Consider the following 14880-nt stretch of genomic DNA (forward strand, 5'->3'; position numbering starts at 1 on the left):
GCCTGCGGCCCGCCATGGCACACGAGGGAGGAGACGGCCATGCGTGACGACGCCCTCATGGAGGAGCTCGGAGCGGTGCTGCGCGCCGCCGGCGAGGCGCCTCCCGGGCTGGCCGAGATGGGCAGGGCGATCTACACCTGGCGGCTGGTCGACGCCGAGCTGGCCGAGCTCAGCTACGACTCGGCCACCGCCGCCGCGCCCGAACCGCTGGTGCGGGCCGACGAGGTGGCCGCGCTGCGCGATCTGGCGTTCCAGACCGGCTCGGGGCTGCTCATCGAGCTCGGCGTGACCGGCGACGCGCTCCAGGGCCAGTTCGACCCGCCGGTCGAAGGCGAGATCCACGTCGTCACCGGCGCCGGGCGCGGTCCCGGCGTTCCCGTCGACGAGGTGGGCGGGTTCACCATCCGCCCGATCCCGCGCGGCCGGTTCCGGCTCCAGTTCCGGGGCGCCGACCTCAACGTGGTGACCAGCCCGATCACGATCGGCTAGTCGGCCGCCGGGGGCACCCACGACGAATAGAGCAGCCGCGCCCGCCAGCCGTCGTAGGTGATCGTGTCGCCGGTCAGGATCGGCTGGAGCCAGGCGAAGTTGGCCAGCACCAGCAGCGTGAACACCCCGACCGCGACCGCGCCCCTCGACCGGCGCACGGGGCTCGCGTCGCGTTTCCCGAGGGCCAGCCCGGCGACCAGGGTCAGCGCCAGGATCATGAACGGCACCATCGGCAGCGCGTAGAACTGGTACATCGTCCGGTTGTCGACGATGGCGTAGTAGAACCAGGGGACCCACCCGGTGGCGTAACCCAGCAGCACCGCGCCCGCCCGCCAGTCGCGCGTCGCGGTGTACCACGACAGCAGCCCGACCATCGCGGCCAGCCCGGCGAACCACAGGATCGGGGTGCCCGCCGCGTAGATCGCCGACGAGCACGACCCGGTTCCGCACCCCGTCGGCGAACTGTAGTGCAGCAGCACCGGCCGGTACTGCAGCGGCCACTGCCACGGCTCGCTGGCGTAACTGTGCCCCGAGGCCAGCCCGGTGTGGAACGACAGCGCCTGCACCTGGTAGCCGACCAGCGACCTGATCGAGTCGAAGACGAAGAACACCCAGCCGTGGTCGGTGGCCTGCGCCCAGTTCCGCGACCAGCCGCGGTCACTGACGAACCATCCCGTGTACGACACCACATAGACCACCACCGGCACCACCCACATCCAGGCGACCCCGAGCGGCAGGTCCTTCCTGAACGTCCCCTGGTAGGGCCGGTGCAGCCCGATCGACCGCCGCGCCCCGGCGTCCCAGAAGAGCGTCAGCACCAGGAACGCGACGACGAAGAACGCGCCCGTCCACTTGGTCGCCGTCGCCGCGCCCAGGCAGAGCCCGGCCGCCAGCCGCCACGGCCGCCACCCCAGGAAGGGCCCGATGTCCTCGGGGATCACCCGCGCGTGCCACTCGGCCAGCTTCGCCCGCGTGTGGTCGCGGTCGGTGACCAGGCAGGCGAACGCCGCCACCAGCCAGAACGACAGGAAGATGTCGAGCAGCCCGGCCCGCGACATGACCATGTGCATGCCGTCGACCGCCAGCAGCAGCCCGGCGAAGCAGCCCAGCAGCGTCGAGCGGGTCATCCGGCGGGCGGTGCGGGCCAGGATCAGGATCGACAGCGTGCCGACCAGGGCGGCCATGAAGCGCCAGCCGAACGGGTTGATGCCCCACATCCACTCGCCCAGCGCGATCATCCACTTGCCGAGCGGCGGGTGGACCACGTAGTCGGCGCACTCGGCGGCCTTCGCGCAGGTGCGGAACACGCCGTCGCCCCCGGCGAGCAGGGCCGGGTCGGGCTTCTCGATGCTCTTGGTCTCCACGCCGAAGCGCAGCAGCGACAGCGCTTCCTTGGCGTAGTAGGTCTCGTCGAACATCACCTCGTGGGGCTTGCCGAGGTTCCAGAACCGCAGCACCCCGCCGAACAGCGCCACGATCAGCGGAGCGAGCCATCCCCACAGCACGCTGCCGGGCTGCGGCGGCACGAGCCGATCGCGCGCCGGAGCCGGGAGGGGTGGGGAGATGGCGGTCACGCGGCTCATACTATTGACGGCATACGCCGGGATCGCTCCACTCGTTGTGAAGTGAATCGCTTTTGTGGTTGGTGCCCCGAATGTCCGCATGATGGACATCGCGGGATTCCGGACCGGGCGTCCGTAGACTGTTCGGGTGATTTCCCGTATCGACCTGCGCGGGCCCCTTCCGGGGAACCTGCGCGACGTGCTGCCCCGCGCCGAGCTCGACGTGGAGACCGCCCTGACGAAGGTGCGGCCCATCTGCGAGGAGGTGCGCCATAGAGGCGCGGCGGGCGTACGGGAGCTGACCCATCGTTTCGACGGCTTCGACCTCCCGACCGCCCGCGTCCCCGCCCCGGCCATCGCGGCGGCCCTCGAGACCCTCGACCCGAAGGTGCGCGCGGCCCTCGAAGAGGCCATCCGCCGCACCCGCCTGGTCCACCGCGACCAGCGCCGCACCGACGTCACCACGACCGTGGTCCCGGGCGGCACCGTCACCGAGCGCTGGATCCCGGTCGACCGGGTCGGCCTCTACGCGCCCGGCGGGCTGGCCGTCTACCCGTCCAGTGTGATCATGAACGTGGTGCCCGCCCAGGAGGCCGGGGTGCCGTCGATGGCGGTGGCCTCACCGCCCCAGGCGCCCGACGGGCTGCCCCACCCGACGATCCTGGCGGCCTGCGCGCTGCTCGGGATCGACGAGGTCTACGCCGTGGGCGGGGCCCAGGCCGTCGCCATGTTCGCGTACGGCACCGAAGACTGCCCCCCGGCCTCGATGGTCACCGGGCCGGGCAACATCTGGGTCGCTGCGGCCAAACGGCTGCTCAAGGGCCGCATCGGCATCGACTCCGAGGCCGGCCCGACCGAGATCGCGGTGCTCGCCGACGCGAGCGCCGACCCGGTCAACGTCGCCGCCGACCTGATCTCGCAGGCCGAGCACGACACGATGGCCGCCGCCGTCCTGGTCACCGACTCGGTCGAGCTGGCCGACGCGGTCGAGCTCGAACTCAAGGTCCAGGTCGCCCGCACCAAGCACAGCGAGCGGATCACCGAGGCGCTGGCCGGGAAGCAGTCGGCCATCGTGCTGGTCTCCTCGGTCGACGACGGCGTCAAGGTCGTCGACGCCTACGCGGCCGAGCACCTGGAGATCCAGACGGCCGACGCCGCTGTGGTGGCATCTAAGATCAGGAACGCCGGCGCGATCTTCGTGGGGGCGCACGCGCCCGTCTCACTCGGCGACTACATGGCCGGGTCGAACCACGTGCTGCCCACGGGCGGCTGCGCCTGTCACTCCTCGGGCCTGTCGGTGCAGACGTTCCTCAAGGGCGTCCACGTCGTCGACTACAGCCGCGAGGCCCTCGCCGAGGCGGCGCCGCTGGTGTGCGCGCTGGCCGACGCGGAAGACCTGCCCGGCCACGGCGCCGCGATCCGCGCCCGGTTCGATTGGGAGATTCCCGGCTGATGACCACGCTCGACGACCTGCCCATCCGCGACGACCTGCGCGGCAAGCACCCCTACGGTGCGCCCCAGCTCAACGTGGCGGTGCAGCTCAACACCAACGAGAACCCCTACCAGCCGTCCGAGGCGCTCCTCGACGACCTGGCCGCGGCGGTCCGCCAGGGCGCCGCCACCCTGAACCGCTACCCCGACCGCGACGCGGTCGAGCTGCGCAAGGACCTCGCCGACTACCTCGGCCACGGCCTGACCGCGAGCCAGCTCTGGGCCGCCAACGGGTCCAACGAGATCCTCCAGCAGGTGCTCCAGGCGTTCGGCGGCCCCGGCCGGTCGGCGATCGGCTTCGAGCCGTCCTACTCGATGCACCCGATCATCGCCTCCGGCACCAGCACCCGCTGGATCGAGGGCGGCCGGGAGGAGGACTTCTCGCTCGACCCCGACCGGGCCATCGCCCTCATCGAGGAGCACCGGCCCGACGTGGTCTTCCTGACCTCGCCCAACAACCCGACCGGCACCGCCCTGCCGCTCTCGGTGATCGAGCGGATCGCCGCCGCCGCGCCGGGCATGGTCGTCGTCGACGAGGCCTACTTCGAGTTCGCTCGCACCGGCACCCCCTCGGCGCTGTCGCTGCTGCCGAGCCACCCCCGGCTGATCGTCACGCGGACCATGTCGAAGGCGTTCGCGATGGCCGGGGCCCGGGTGGGCTACCTGGCCGCCGACCCGGCGGTGGTCGACGCGCTGCTGCTCGTCCGGCTGCCCTACCACCTGTCGACGCTCACGCAGGCGGCCGCCCGGGTCGCCCTCGCGCACCGCGACGATCTGCTCGGCACCGTCGCCGCGCTGCGCGCCGAACGCGACGCGACCGTGACCTGGCTACGGCAACGTGGCCTGTCCGTGGCTGACTCCGACGCGAATTTCGTGCTATTCGGTAAGTTTCCGGATCGCCACCAAGTGTGGGAAGACGTCCTCAGCCGCGGCGTCCTGATCCGGGAGACCGGTCCGGCCCAGTGGCTGCGGGTCTCGATCGGCACCAGCGAAGAGATGGCGGCGTTCCGCGCCGCCCTGGAAGGGGTCCTCTCATGAGGGTCGGACGCATCGAACGCACGACGAAGGAAACGTCCGTCCTGGTCGAGATCGACCTCGACGGCACCGGCGAGGTCGAGATCGCGACCGGGGTCGGCTTCTTCGACCACATGCTCAACCAGCTCGGCAAGCACGGCCTGTTCGACCTGACCGTCAAGACCGAGGGCGACCTGCACATCGACGCCCACCACACGATCGAGGACACCGCGATCGCGCTGGGCGCCGCGCTCAAGCAGGCCCTGGGCGACAAGTCGGGCATCCGGCGGTTCGGCAGCGCGTCGTGCCCGCTCGACGAGGCGCTCGCCGAGGTCACCGTCGACCTCTCCGGCCGTCCCTACCTCGTGCACAGCGAGCCCGGGAACATGGCCCCGATGATCGGGCCCGACTACGACACCACGATGACCCGCCACATCCTGGAGTCGATCGTCGCCTCGGCCTCGATCTGCCTGCACGTCCGCGTCCCCTACGGCCGCAACGCCCACCACATCGTCGAGGCCCAGTTCAAGGCCCTGGCACGGGCGCTCCGCGCGGCCACCGAGCTCGACCCCCGGGCGACCGGGGTGCCCAGCACCAAGGGCGTGCTGTGAACTTCGCCGCCAGCGGCATGATCTTCATCGGCCTCTTCCTGATCGGCGGGGTGTGGTCGTTCGCCCGCCAGAAGCTGAAGCTGGCCGCGGTGGTGACCGGCGCGCTGTCCGCGCTGGCCCTGACGGCGGGGGTGATGTGGTGGCAGTGAACAACGTTGTCGTGCTCGACTATGGTTCGGGGAACCTGCGGTCGGCCGAGCGCGCTCTGGCGCGCACGGGCGCCGACGTCACGGTGACGTCCGACTTCGACGAGGCGCTGAACTGTGACGGCCTCGTGGTGCCCGGCGTGGGCGCCTTCGCGGCCTGCATGACCGGCCTGCGGGCGGTGCGCGGCGAGCAGATCGTGGCCCGCCGCCTGGCCGGAGGCCGTCCGGTGCTCGGCATCTGCGTCGGGATGCAGATCCTGTTCGAGAAGGGCGTCGAGCACGGCGTCCACACCGAGGGCTGCGGCGAGTGGCCCGGCACGGTCGAGCGGCTGGAGGCGCCCGTGCTGCCCCACATGGGGTGGAACACGGTGTCCGCGCCCGAGGGCTCGGTGCTGTTCGCGGGGCTCGACGCCGAGACCCGGTTCTACTTCGTCCACTCCTACGGCGTGCGCGAGTGGGAACTCGTGCCCCACGACGAGGGGTTCAAGGCGCCGCTGGTCACCTGGGCCACCCACGGGACCTCGTCGTTCGTCGCCGCCGCCGAGAACGGGCCGCTCATGGCCACCCAGTTCCACCCCGAGAAGTCGGGCGACGCGGGGGCCACCCTGCTCGCCAATTGGCTGAACACCCTCTCATGAGCAAGGAGCGGGCCATCCGCCGGGCCGAGAGGGAGGCCGAGAAGGCCCGCCTGGCGGAGGAACGGGCCCGCCGCGAGGCCAAGTCGGCCAGACGGCGGGAACTGCGCGGCCGGGTTCTGGCCGTGCTGCCCAAGCCGGTCAGAGTGGCCCGGCAGGGCGGAGTGCTGGCCCGGCGCCGCCGCGCCCAGAACGCGGTCATGGCCATGCTGTTCGTGCTCGTCCAGGTCATCGCCTGGCTGACGCTCGGCACCGTGATGGCCAGGCTCGCCGTGCTGGGCGTGTCCATCCTGATCGTCCCGGTGCTCGTCACCGTTCTCTTCGACCGGAGGTCCTGAACAGATGTCACTCGTGTTGCTCCCCGCCGTGGACGTGGCCGACGGCCAGGCGGTCCGCCTGGTGCAAGGCGAGGCGGGCTCGGAGACCTCGTACGGCGATCCGCTCGCCGCCGCCCTCGCCTGGCAGGACGCCGGGGCCGAATGGATCCACCTCGTCGACCTCGACGCCGCCTTCGGCCGTGGCTCCAACCGCTCGCTGCTCGCCGAGGTGACCGCCAAACTCGACGTCCAGGTCGAGCTGTCCGGCGGCATCCGCGACGACGAGTCGCTGAAGGCCGCCCTCGCGACCGGCTGCCGCCGCGTCAACATCGGCACCGCCGCCCTGGAGAACCCCGAATGGTGCTCCAAGATCATCGCCGAGTACGGCGACCGCATCGCCGTCGGCCTCGACGTCCGGGGCACCACCCTGGCCGCCCGCGGCTGGACCCAGGAGGGCGGTGACCTCTGGGAGGTCCTCGACCGCCTGGAGGCCGATGGCTGCCCCCGTTACGTCCTCACCGACGTGACCAAGGACGGAACCCTCCGCGGCCCCAACCTCGACCTGCTGCGCGAGGTCTGCGCCCGTACCGACAAGCCGGTCATCGCCAGCGGCGGCGTCTCCAGCCTCGACGACCTGCGCGCCCTCAACGGCCTGGTCGGCATCGGCGTGGAAGGCGCCATCGTCGGCAAGGCCCTCTATGCCCAGGCCTTCACCCTCGAAGAGGCGCTCGCGGCGGTGAGGGCATGACCCCTACCCGCATCTCCTCGGGCGGTCCGTGGGAGGAACGCTACGGATACTCGCGTGCCGTCGTCGCCGGGAACCACGTCTTGGTCTCCGGCTGCACCGCCACCATCGGCGGTGAGGTCCAGCACGTCGGCGACGCCTACCAGCAGACCCTGACCGCCTTCGGCGTCGCCCTCGACGCCCTCGGCAAGGCCGGCGCCTCGGTGACCGATGTGGTCCGCACCCGGCTGTTCGTCGTCAGCCAGGATGACTTCGACGCCGTCGGCGAGGCCCACGGCCACCTGTTCGGCCAGGTCCGCCCGGCCTGCACGTCCGTGCGCGTGGCCGGCTTGATCGACCCGCGCATGCTGGTCGAGGTGGAAGTGGAGGCCTACCGGTCATGACCGTGGCCGTGCGCGTGATCCCGTGCCTCGACGTCGACGCGGGCCGGGTCGTCAAGGGCGTGAACTTCGAGAACCTGCGCGACGCCGGAGACCCGGTCGAGCTGGCCAGACGCTACGACGCCGAGGGCGCCGACGAACTGACCTTCCTCGACATCACCGCCTCCAGCTCCGACCGCTCGACCATGTACGACGTGGTCCGCCGCACGGCGGAACAGGTCTTCATCCCGCTGACCGTCGGCGGGGGAGTCCGCACCAACGACGACGTCGACCGCCTCCTGCGGGCCGGCGCCGACAAGGTCGGCATCAACACCGCCGCCATCGCCCGGCCGGAGTTCCTCCGCGAGGCGGCCTGGCGCTTCGGCTCGCAGTGCATCGTCCTGTCGGTCGACGCCCGTCGCGTGGTCGACGGCCCGCCGACGCCTTCCGGCTTCGAGGTGACCACCCACGGTGGCCGCCGCGGAACCGGCATCGACGCGGTCGAGTGGGCGGCCAGGGGCCAGGAACTCGGCGTGGGCGAGATCCTGCTGAATTCGATGGACGGCGACGGCACCAAAGACGGCTACGACATCGAGATGATCAAAGCCGTGCGCGCTGCGGTGACGGTACCGGTGATCGCCTCGGGCGGGGCAGGGACGCTCGAGGACTTTCCTCCGGCCATCGACGCCGGGGCCGACGCGGTCCTGGCGGCGAGTGTCTTCCACTTCGGCGAGCTGAAGATCGGCGAAGTGAAGAACACCTTGCGCGAGGCGGGCCACCCCGTCAGATAGCACCGTTATCGAAGGGCCGGGCGTCGCTACGAGCGACCTCGGCCCTTTGTGCTGGCGCGGCCGATGTCCCGAAATTTCGGGCGGCTTGCCGCCCGCCCGCGTGGTTGGGCGGCAGCGGTGCGATCGCGTGGTTGGGCGGCAGTTGTGTGACCGCCGGTTGGGCGTTGTGGTGGTTGATTGGCGGAAATTTCGGCGGTTGGCCGCCCGGGCTCGGGTGGTTGGCCACTTGGCTTCGGGCGGCTGGCCAGCCGGTCTCTGGCGGTGGGGCGGCGGCGGCAGGACCGTCGGGCCTGCTCGTCGTGGTGGTCTCATAGCCGAAATCTCGGGCGCCCCAGTGTCAGGCTGCGGGTGGTTGAGCAGCGGGGGTGAGCTTGCCGCGTTGGCTCTCCCCGCCGCTGCCGTTGCGGCTGTGAATGTCGTGAAATTTCGGGTGGCGTGCCGCCCGGGCCGGATGGTTGGGCGCGGGCAGCGCGACCCCTGGGTTGGGCGTCGTGGTGGTTGATAGCCGGAAATGTCGGGCGGCGTGCCGCCCGAGTCAGTCCAGGGCCGAAGTTGGGGCCGAGGTTCAGGTACCCGGCGTGGAGTTCCGCTCGGATGAGTCCAGCGAGGCCGACCGGCATCGATCAGAGGATCCGGGACGACCTTGAACCTCGATCACGCGGTTACCTGACCCAGAAGATCCTCCGCTGTGATGGCCATCGCCGGCTCGTCGAGCCGCCAGGCCGCGAAGTTGTGGATCGACGCCCACGCACCTTGCCGCAGCGACGTCGCCACCTGGCCAGAGTCCAGGCGCCGCCGCAGGCCGTCGAGGTCGGTCGGCCCCGCCGCGTCGATCGCCCCGTCGGCGTAGATCGCGAGATGGTCGAGGCGGTAGCCGTCACCGCGCCACAGGAAGACCGGGCGCAGGAGGCCGTCGATCCGATCCCCTCGACCCACCGATACGTCGGCCACACGAGGCTAGGCCCGGAGCACCTGGGCCAGCGACAGTGGTGGGTGACCGGTCACCTTCATCACGTCGTCGGTGATCACATTGAGCTCGCCCGCGCCGATCGCGGCGTAAGACGTCACCCACCCCGCCACCGCCCACTCAGGCGCCTCATAGCGCGCCCGCGAGGCATAAGCCTCATCGAGGGTCTCGTTCTCGAAGGTGACTTCTGAACCTCGTACAGAGGAGAGGACCGAGGCGACCTCGGTCATCGTCAGAAGGTCAGGGCCCGTCAGGTCGTAGGTCGCCCGGTCGTGGGCGGACGGGTCTTGCAACACCGTCGCCGCCACCGCCGCCACGTCGTCTCGCGCCACAGGAGCGAAACGCCCGTCGCCCGCCGGGCCTCGGATCACGCCGTCGTCGCCGACCATGCCCGAAAGGAAGTCGAGGTAGAGGCTGTCTAGGAGGAAGGTGAAACCTACTCCGGTCTCTTCGATGTGACGTTCGGTGTGCCAGTGGTCCCGGCCGAAGGTGAACGTGCACTCGGGCCCCGCTCCGAGGAACGAGGTGTAGACGATGCGGGGGACCCCTGCCGCCACGGCCGCGTCGACCGCCGCCGTGTGGAGCGCCACCCGATCGGGGTGTTCGGTCGCCGAGATCAACATGAGGACCCCGGCGCCGTCGAGGGCCGCCGCGAAGGCGGCGGGATCTTCGTAGGGCGCCTGGACGGTCTCCGCGCCCTCGATCCGGGGAGCCCGGGAGGAGTCTCGGACGACCAGTCGCTGTCGTGCTCCGGATTGGGCCAGGCGGCGCGCGATCCGGCCGCCGAGCCCGCCGGTCGCCCCCGTCACCGCGATCAGGTCACTCATCAGACCAGTTTCGCATGAGTGCGTTCGGGCGCCCGGTCAGCGCGCTCCGAAGGCCCTCTGATGATCATCCGTGGGCGCCGGAAAAGAGAAGCCCCGCGTCGTCGCGGGTGGGCCTGCTACTGGTCGAGCACGCCGTTGAAGAAGGTGGCCAGGGAGTTGCCGGCCGAGGTGACACCGTCAAACACTCCCCTGACGGCGCCGGCAGCGGCTTGCGGCTGCGTCCAGAGGTAGAAGACCACGAACGCAATCGCTGCGTACGTAAGCACCTTCTTGACCTGCATTGGGGGGCCTCCTGCGGTATGTGTCCCGGATTTTTCTACCCGGCAACAGCAATGATCATAACTAGCCGGATAGAGAGGAGGACCTTCCGGCGCGATCGCCCTCAGGCGAAGACGGAGTTGAAGAACTGGGCCAGGGCCTCGGCGCCGTTCCCGATGGCCTCGAACACCCCGCGTACCGCTCCGGCCGCCCCCTGAGGCTGCGTGAACAGATAGAAGATCACGAAGGCGATCGCCACGTAGGTGAGTAACTTCTTGACGTCCATAAGGGGGCTCCAACCGTGTGCGCTGCCCCCAACTCTGCCCCATCCGCCACAGGGGTGGAGGGGAATCGGCACGATCGAAAGACCGCCGTGGGACCGGGAAAAACCTCCGTCCCGGCCAAACCGAACGGCCTCCCGCTCCGAAGGAGCCCATAAAGACAGGTCATGGGAGGTCAGGTGCGCCCGACGGTGGCGGTCATCGGCAGCGGCGTGGCGGGGCTCACCGCCGCGCATGTGCTGCGTTCCACACACGACGTGACGCTCTACGAGGCCGACGACCGCCTCGGTGGCCACGCCCACACCCACGACGTCGCCGGGCTGGCCGTCGACACCGGGTTCATCGTCCACAACGACCGCACCTATCCCCATCTGACCCGGCTGTTCCGTGAACTGGGGGTGGCCACGCAGGAGTCCGACATGAGCATGTCGGTCCGGTGTGACGGCTGCGGGCTCGAATACGCCGGCGGCAAGGGCCTTACCGGTCTTTTCGCCCAGAGGCCCACATACAGACACGTCAGGATGCTGGCCGACGTGCCCCGGTTCCACCGGATGGCCCACCGGCTCCTGGAGACCGACGACGACCGGACCCTCGGCGAGGTCGCGGCGAACTTCTCGCCCTATTTCACGCGGCACTTCCTGGCGCCGCTCGTGGCGGCCGTGTGGTCGTGCTCGCCCTCGACGGCCCTGCTCTACCCCGCCCGCTACCTGTTCACGTTCCTGGCCAACCACGGGATGCTCAGCGTCAAGGGCAGCCCCGTGTGGCGGACCGTCACCGGGGGCAGCCGGACCTATGTGGAGAAGGTCGTCAAGGGGCTCACGGCGGTGCGCACCGCGACCCCCGTACGGGAGCTGAGGAGGCGCGCCGACGCGGTCGAGATCCGCGACGACGGCGACGAGACCGCCTCCTACGACGCCGCCGTGGTGGCCACCCACCCCCGGCAGGCCCTCGCCCTCCTGGCGGCCCCCACAGACCTCGAGAGGCGCGTCCTGGGCGGCTTCGCCTACTCCGCCAACCCGGCGGTCCTGCACACCGACACGGGCGCGCTGCCCCGCGCCGCGGGCGCGCGGGCGTCGTGGAACTACCGCATGTCCGGCTGTGGCGCAGAACCTTCTTCTGTAGGAGTCTCGTACGACATGACCCGCCTCCAGCGGCTGCCCACCGAGACCCGCTATCTGGTCACCCTCGGCGACGACGTGGCTCGGGAACATGTCATCGCCCGGATGGACTACGAGCACCCCGTCTACACCCCAGAGACGGTCGCCCTGCAGACGCTGCTACCGGGACTGTCCGACGGCCGCGTGGCCTACGCCGGCGCCTACCACGGGTGGGGCTTCCACGAAGACGGCTGCCGGTCGGGGCTGCAGGCCGCCGAGAAGCTGGGGGCACGATGGTGACACCCGCCCTCTACCGCTGCGCCATCACGCACGTCCGCACGACCCCGCTGCGCCACCGCTTCACCTACGACGGCTACCTGTGGCTCGTCGACCTCGACGACCTGCCGCGCGGCTTCGATCCGGACGCCCGCGCGGAGCTCGACGCCTTCCTGGCCGAACACGGCGAGCGCGCGGGCAGGGTGACGATGCTGGCCGGGAAGCGCACCCTCGGATACGTCTTCAACCCCCTCACCGTCTACTGGTGCGACACCGGCGTCGTGGTCGCCGAGGTCCGCAACACCTACGGAGGGCGCCACCGCTACCTGCTCCGTCCCGACGCGCACGGCCGCGCCGAGACGGGCAAGGAGTTCTACGTGTCGCCCTTCAACCCCGTCGACGGCCACTACACGCTCCGGCTGCCGCCGCCGTCCGACCGGCTCGACCTCGCGGTGACGCTGCACCGTCCCGAGGGGAAGCCGTTCGTGGCGACGCTGCGCGGCCTGCGGGTGGCCCCGACGCTGCGCAACCGGCTGCGGATCGCGCCCCTGCTCGTGGGGGCGCGCATCCGGTGGCAGGGAATCGCGCTCTATCTGCGTGGGCTGCCCGTCATTCCCCGAAAGAGAGAAACGTCATGACGCACGCCGTCGCCGTCACCCCCGCCCGTTCTCCACTCAAGGTCCGGGTCGTGCGGCAGCTTTTCCGTAACGCGGTGGCGCGACTGCCATTGCGCGTTCAGATGCCCGACGGGGAGATGCTCGGAGATCCGTCCGGCCCCCTGATGAGAGTGGTGCGCGCGGAGGATTTCTTCTCCCGGGTGGGCGCCGACGGACTGATCGGATTCGGCGAGGCCTATATGGCGGGAGATTGGGAGGCCGACGACCTCGCCGGGGTGCTCACCGTGATGGCGACGCAATTGGCGTCGCTCATTCCGGCGCCTTTGCAGCGCCTGCGCGGGGTGTGGGTGCGGCGGCATCCGCGCACCGAGGAAGGGACGGTCGAGAACGCCCGGCGGAACATCCAGCGCCACTACGACCTCTCCAATGATCTGTTCGCCGAGTTCCTCGATCCGTCGATGACGTATTCGTCGGCGCTTTTCTGGCACGAGGCCACGTGGGAGAACCTGGAAGAGGCGCAGCACGCCAAAATCGACCGGCTGCTCGACGAGACCGGGGTCGGGCCGGGGTCGAAGGTCATGGAGATCGGCACCGGCTGGGGGGCGCTCGCCATTCGGGCCGCCATGCGGGGCGCCACGGTCCGGACGATCACCATTTCCGCAGAACAGCGGGCCTTCGCCCTCGAACGGGTGGCGGCGGCGGGGCTGTCCGACCGGGTGTCCGTGGAGCTCTGTGACTATCGGGAGGCCGAGGGTTCCTATGACGCGGTGCTCAGTGTGGAGATGATCGAGGCGGTCGGGGAGCGTTACTGGCCCGTTTTCTTCGCGACGCTCGATCGGTTGCTGGCACCCGGCGGGCGGGTGGGCCTGCAGGCCATCACGATGCCGCACGATCGGATGGTGGCGTCGAGATACACGTACACGTGGATTCAGAAATACATCTTCCCGGGCGGGCTGCTCCCGAGCGTCACGGCCATCGAGCAGAATCTCGGTCCGCTGCGGATCGCCGGGCACCACGAGATGGGCGGCGACTACGCCGAGACGCTCCGGCTGTGGCGGGAACGTTACTGCTCTCGGCGGGCCGAGGTCTCGCGGCTCGGATTCGACGAGGTCTTCCATCGCATGTGGGTGTTCTATCTCGCCTATTCCGAGGCGGGATTCCGCTCGGGATATCTGAACGTGCGTCAGTTCATTCTGGAGAGGGGCCGGTCGTGACCGTTGTCGCCACCCGCTTGGCCGATACGGTCGCCGGGCTTTTCGGGGGCTCACTGCCCGTCGGGCTGCGCACCTGGGACGGCGGATTCGCCGGTCCCGCCGACGCGCCCGTGGTCGTTCTCAAATCGCCGCTCGCGTTGCGGCATCTGCTCTGGGCGCCCGGTGAACTGGGGCTCGCGCGGGCCTATGTCAGCGGGCATCTCGACGTCGAGGGCGACCTGGCCGACGGGTTCCGGCGGGTGTGGGCCGCGACCTCGGGCGGGCCGGGGATGGCCGAGCTGGCGCGCGGGGCACGTACACTCCTCGGTCTCGGCCTGGTCGGCCCCCGGCCGCCGGTGCCGGACAGCGAGGCGCGGCTGCGCGGGCGCCTGCACACGCGCGGGCGCGACCGCGACGCGATCGCGCACCACTACGACCTCTCGAACGACTTCTACTCGCTGATCCTCGACCCCTCGATGGCCTATTCGTGCGCCAAGTGGGCGCCCGGAGACGACCTCGCGGCGGCGCAGCGGCGCAAGCTCGACCTGGTCTGCACCAAGCTCGACCTCGGGCCCGGAACCCGGCATCTCGACGTCGGCTGCGGCTGGGGATCGATGGTGCTGCACGCCGCCGAGTTCGGCGCCAAGTCGGTCGGCGTCACGATCGCCGCCGAACAGCAGGCCTTCGTGCGCGAGCGCGGCGGCGAGGTGCGGCTCCAGGACTACCGGGACGTCTCCGACGGCCCCTACGACGCGATCTCCTCGATCGAGATGGGCGAGCACGTCGGCGAGGAGAACTACCCGGTCTACGCCTCGACCCTGTTCAACCTGGTCCGGCCCGGTGGCCGCGTGGTCATCCAGCAGATGTCGCGCGGGGCTAACGCGCCCGGCGGGGGGCCGTTCATCGAGCGGTACATCGCGCCCGACATGCACATGCGCCCGGTCGGGCGGACCGTCGCGATGTTCGAGGAGGCCGGGTTCGAGGTGCTGCATGTGGAGGGCATGCGGGAGGACTACGCGAAGACCGTCCAGGCCTGGTACGACACCTTCGAGTCCCACTGGGACGAGGCGGTCGCCCTGGTCGGCGAGGAGGTCGCCCGGGTGTGGCGGCTCTACCTGGTCGGCGGCGGCCTGGCGTTCGAGTCGGGACGGATGTCGGTGCATCAGATCACATTGGGCCGCCCTTCGTGACAACCCGCCTCACG

At 70.4% G+C, this 14880-nt stretch carries 19 protein-coding genes; 14 read left to right on the forward strand and 5 right to left on the reverse strand.

Annotated features, from left to right (window positions below):
• Positions 1-39 precede the first annotated feature (39 nt).
• The gene (locus tag ACYQ78_RS03140; RefSeq protein ID WP_459799117.1) at positions 40-489 is read left to right on the forward strand and encodes a hypothetical protein; all 450 of its coding nucleotides are present in this window, start codon (positions 40-42) and stop codon (positions 487-489) included.
• Here the strand turns inward: ACYQ78_RS03140 and ACYQ78_RS03145 are convergent.
• Entirely contained in the window at positions 486-2063 is a 1578-nt protein-coding gene (locus tag ACYQ78_RS03145) for a dolichyl-phosphate-mannose--protein mannosyltransferase (RefSeq protein WP_459799118.1), read from the reverse strand. The two genes, ACYQ78_RS03140 and ACYQ78_RS03145, sit on opposite strands and share 4 nt — an antisense overlap.
• 136 nt (positions 2064-2199) lie before the next feature.
• On the opposite strand from ACYQ78_RS03145, the gene hisD reads away from it, so the two are divergent.
• Genes hisD through hisF form a run of 9 tightly spaced genes read left to right on the forward strand, consistent with a single transcriptional unit; the run spans position 2200 to position 8160 of the window.
• Complete coding sequence (hisD, locus tag ACYQ78_RS03150; RefSeq protein WP_459799119.1) at positions 2200-3504, forward strand: histidinol dehydrogenase; 1305 nt, start codon at positions 2200-2202, stop codon at positions 3502-3504.
• Complete coding sequence (locus ACYQ78_RS03155; protein WP_459799739.1) at positions 3501-4580, forward strand: histidinol-phosphate transaminase; 1080 nt, start codon at positions 3501-3503, stop codon at positions 4578-4580. The genes hisD and ACYQ78_RS03155 overlap by 4 nt, the downstream gene beginning before the upstream one ends.
• The gene (hisB, locus tag ACYQ78_RS03160; RefSeq protein WP_459799120.1) at positions 4577-5167 is read left to right on the forward strand and encodes an imidazoleglycerol-phosphate dehydratase HisB; all 591 of its coding nucleotides are present in this window, start codon (positions 4577-4579) and stop codon (positions 5165-5167) included. Before ACYQ78_RS03155 ends, hisB begins: the two co-directional genes overlap by 4 nt.
• On the forward strand, positions 5164-5316 hold the full coding sequence (locus ACYQ78_RS03165) for a hypothetical protein (protein ID WP_459799121.1): 153 nt from the start codon (positions 5164-5166) through the stop codon (positions 5314-5316). The genes hisB and ACYQ78_RS03165 overlap by 4 nt, the downstream gene beginning before the upstream one ends.
• On the forward strand, positions 5313-5951 hold the full coding sequence (gene hisH, locus ACYQ78_RS03170; RefSeq protein ID WP_459799122.1) for an imidazole glycerol phosphate synthase subunit HisH: 639 nt from the start codon (positions 5313-5315) through the stop codon (positions 5949-5951). The genes ACYQ78_RS03165 and hisH overlap by 4 nt, the downstream gene beginning before the upstream one ends.
• Positions 5948-6286, forward strand: coding sequence for a hypothetical protein (locus ACYQ78_RS03175; RefSeq protein WP_459799123.1), 339 nt, complete (start codon positions 5948-5950; stop codon positions 6284-6286). Before hisH ends, ACYQ78_RS03175 begins: the two co-directional genes overlap by 4 nt.
• Before the next feature lie 4 nt (positions 6287-6290).
• On the forward strand, positions 6291-7013 hold the full coding sequence (gene priA, locus ACYQ78_RS03180) for a bifunctional 1-(5-phosphoribosyl)-5-((5-phosphoribosylamino)methylideneamino)imidazole-4-carboxamide isomerase/phosphoribosylanthranilate isomerase PriA (RefSeq protein ID WP_459799124.1): 723 nt from the start codon (positions 6291-6293) through the stop codon (positions 7011-7013).
• Positions 7010-7393: a RidA family protein gene (locus ACYQ78_RS03185; RefSeq protein WP_459799125.1), complete on the forward strand. Its 384-nt coding sequence runs from the start codon at positions 7010-7012 to the stop codon at positions 7391-7393. Before priA ends, ACYQ78_RS03185 begins: the two co-directional genes overlap by 4 nt.
• Positions 7390-8160: an imidazole glycerol phosphate synthase subunit HisF gene (gene hisF, locus ACYQ78_RS03190; protein WP_459799126.1), complete on the forward strand. Its 771-nt coding sequence runs from the start codon at positions 7390-7392 to the stop codon at positions 8158-8160. Before ACYQ78_RS03185 ends, hisF begins: the two co-directional genes overlap by 4 nt.
• 654 nt (positions 8161-8814) lie before the next feature.
• On the opposite strand, the gene ACYQ78_RS03195 is transcribed toward hisF, so the two are convergent.
• The 4 genes from ACYQ78_RS03195 to ACYQ78_RS03210 all read right to left on the reverse strand — a co-directional run bounded on the left by ACYQ78_RS03195 (position 8815) and on the right by ACYQ78_RS03210 (position 10498).
• Positions 8815-9096, reverse strand: a complete 282-nt coding sequence (locus ACYQ78_RS03195; RefSeq protein ID WP_459799127.1) for a DUF7638 domain-containing protein — start codon at positions 9094-9096, stop codon at positions 8815-8817.
• A gap of 21 nt (positions 9097-9117) precedes the next feature.
• Complete coding sequence (locus ACYQ78_RS03200; protein ID WP_459799128.1) at positions 9118-9954, reverse strand: NmrA family NAD(P)-binding protein; 837 nt, start codon at positions 9952-9954, stop codon at positions 9118-9120.
• Between the two features lie 116 nt (positions 9955-10070).
• The gene (locus ACYQ78_RS03205; RefSeq protein WP_459799129.1) at positions 10071-10235 is read right to left on the reverse strand and encodes a hypothetical protein; all 165 of its coding nucleotides are present in this window, start codon (positions 10233-10235) and stop codon (positions 10071-10073) included.
• A gap of 101 nt (positions 10236-10336) precedes the next feature.
• Positions 10337-10498, reverse strand: a complete 162-nt coding sequence (locus ACYQ78_RS03210) for a hypothetical protein (RefSeq protein WP_459799130.1) — start codon at positions 10496-10498, stop codon at positions 10337-10339.
• A 174-nt stretch (positions 10499-10672) separates the two neighbouring features.
• Between ACYQ78_RS03210 and ACYQ78_RS03215 the strand changes: the two genes are divergently transcribed.
• From ACYQ78_RS03215 to ACYQ78_RS03230, 4 genes are read left to right on the forward strand one after another with little or no spacing between them, the layout of a single operon-like run.
• Positions 10673-11890, forward strand: a complete 1218-nt coding sequence (locus tag ACYQ78_RS03215) for an NAD(P)/FAD-dependent oxidoreductase (RefSeq protein ID WP_459799131.1) — start codon at positions 10673-10675, stop codon at positions 11888-11890.
• Positions 11884-12504 (forward strand): DUF1365 domain-containing protein, encoded by a 621-nt coding sequence (locus ACYQ78_RS03220; RefSeq protein WP_459799132.1) that lies wholly within the window; start codon positions 11884-11886, stop codon positions 12502-12504. The genes ACYQ78_RS03215 and ACYQ78_RS03220 overlap by 7 nt, the downstream gene beginning before the upstream one ends.
• Positions 12501-13697, forward strand: a complete 1197-nt coding sequence (locus ACYQ78_RS03225) for a class I SAM-dependent methyltransferase (protein WP_459799133.1) — start codon at positions 12501-12503, stop codon at positions 13695-13697. The genes ACYQ78_RS03220 and ACYQ78_RS03225 overlap by 4 nt, the downstream gene beginning before the upstream one ends.
• Positions 13694-14866, forward strand: coding sequence for a class I SAM-dependent methyltransferase (locus tag ACYQ78_RS03230; RefSeq protein ID WP_459799134.1), 1173 nt, complete (start codon positions 13694-13696; stop codon positions 14864-14866). The genes ACYQ78_RS03225 and ACYQ78_RS03230 overlap by 4 nt, the downstream gene beginning before the upstream one ends.
• The last annotated feature ends 14 nt before the right edge of the window (positions 14867-14880 follow it).

It is taken from the genome of Herbidospora sp. RD11066, from assembly GCF_054661255.1.

Coding starts and splice junctions, on each gene's coding strand:
- ACYQ78_RS03140 (WP_459799117.1), top strand. CDS start 40: ATGCGTGACGACGCCCTCATGGAGGAGCTCGGAGCGGTGCTGCGCGCC.
- hisB (WP_459799120.1), top strand. CDS start 4,577: ATGAGGGTCGGACGCATCGAACGCACGACGAAGGAAACGTCCGTCCTG.
- ACYQ78_RS03175 (WP_459799123.1), top strand. CDS start 5,948: ATGAGCAAGGAGCGGGCCATCCGCCGGGCCGAGAGGGAGGCCGAGAAG.
- priA (WP_459799124.1), top strand. CDS start 6,291: ATGTCACTCGTGTTGCTCCCCGCCGTGGACGTGGCCGACGGCCAGGCG.
- ACYQ78_RS03185 (WP_459799125.1), top strand. CDS start 7,010: ATGACCCCTACCCGCATCTCCTCGGGCGGTCCGTGGGAGGAACGCTAC.
- hisF (WP_459799126.1), top strand. CDS start 7,390: ATGACCGTGGCCGTGCGCGTGATCCCGTGCCTCGACGTCGACGCGGGC.
- ACYQ78_RS03200 (WP_459799128.1), bottom strand. CDS start 9,954: ATGAGTGACCTGATCGCGGTGACGGGGGCGACCGGCGGGCTCGGCGGC.
- ACYQ78_RS03205 (WP_459799129.1), bottom strand. CDS start 10,235: ATGCAGGTCAAGAAGGTGCTTACGTACGCAGCGATTGCGTTCGTGGTC.
- ACYQ78_RS03210 (WP_459799130.1), bottom strand. CDS start 10,498: ATGGACGTCAAGAAGTTACTCACCTACGTGGCGATCGCCTTCGTGATC.
- ACYQ78_RS03220 (WP_459799132.1), top strand. CDS start 11,884: ATGGTGACACCCGCCCTCTACCGCTGCGCCATCACGCACGTCCGCACG.
- ACYQ78_RS03225 (WP_459799133.1), top strand. CDS start 12,501: ATGACGCACGCCGTCGCCGTCACCCCCGCCCGTTCTCCACTCAAGGTC.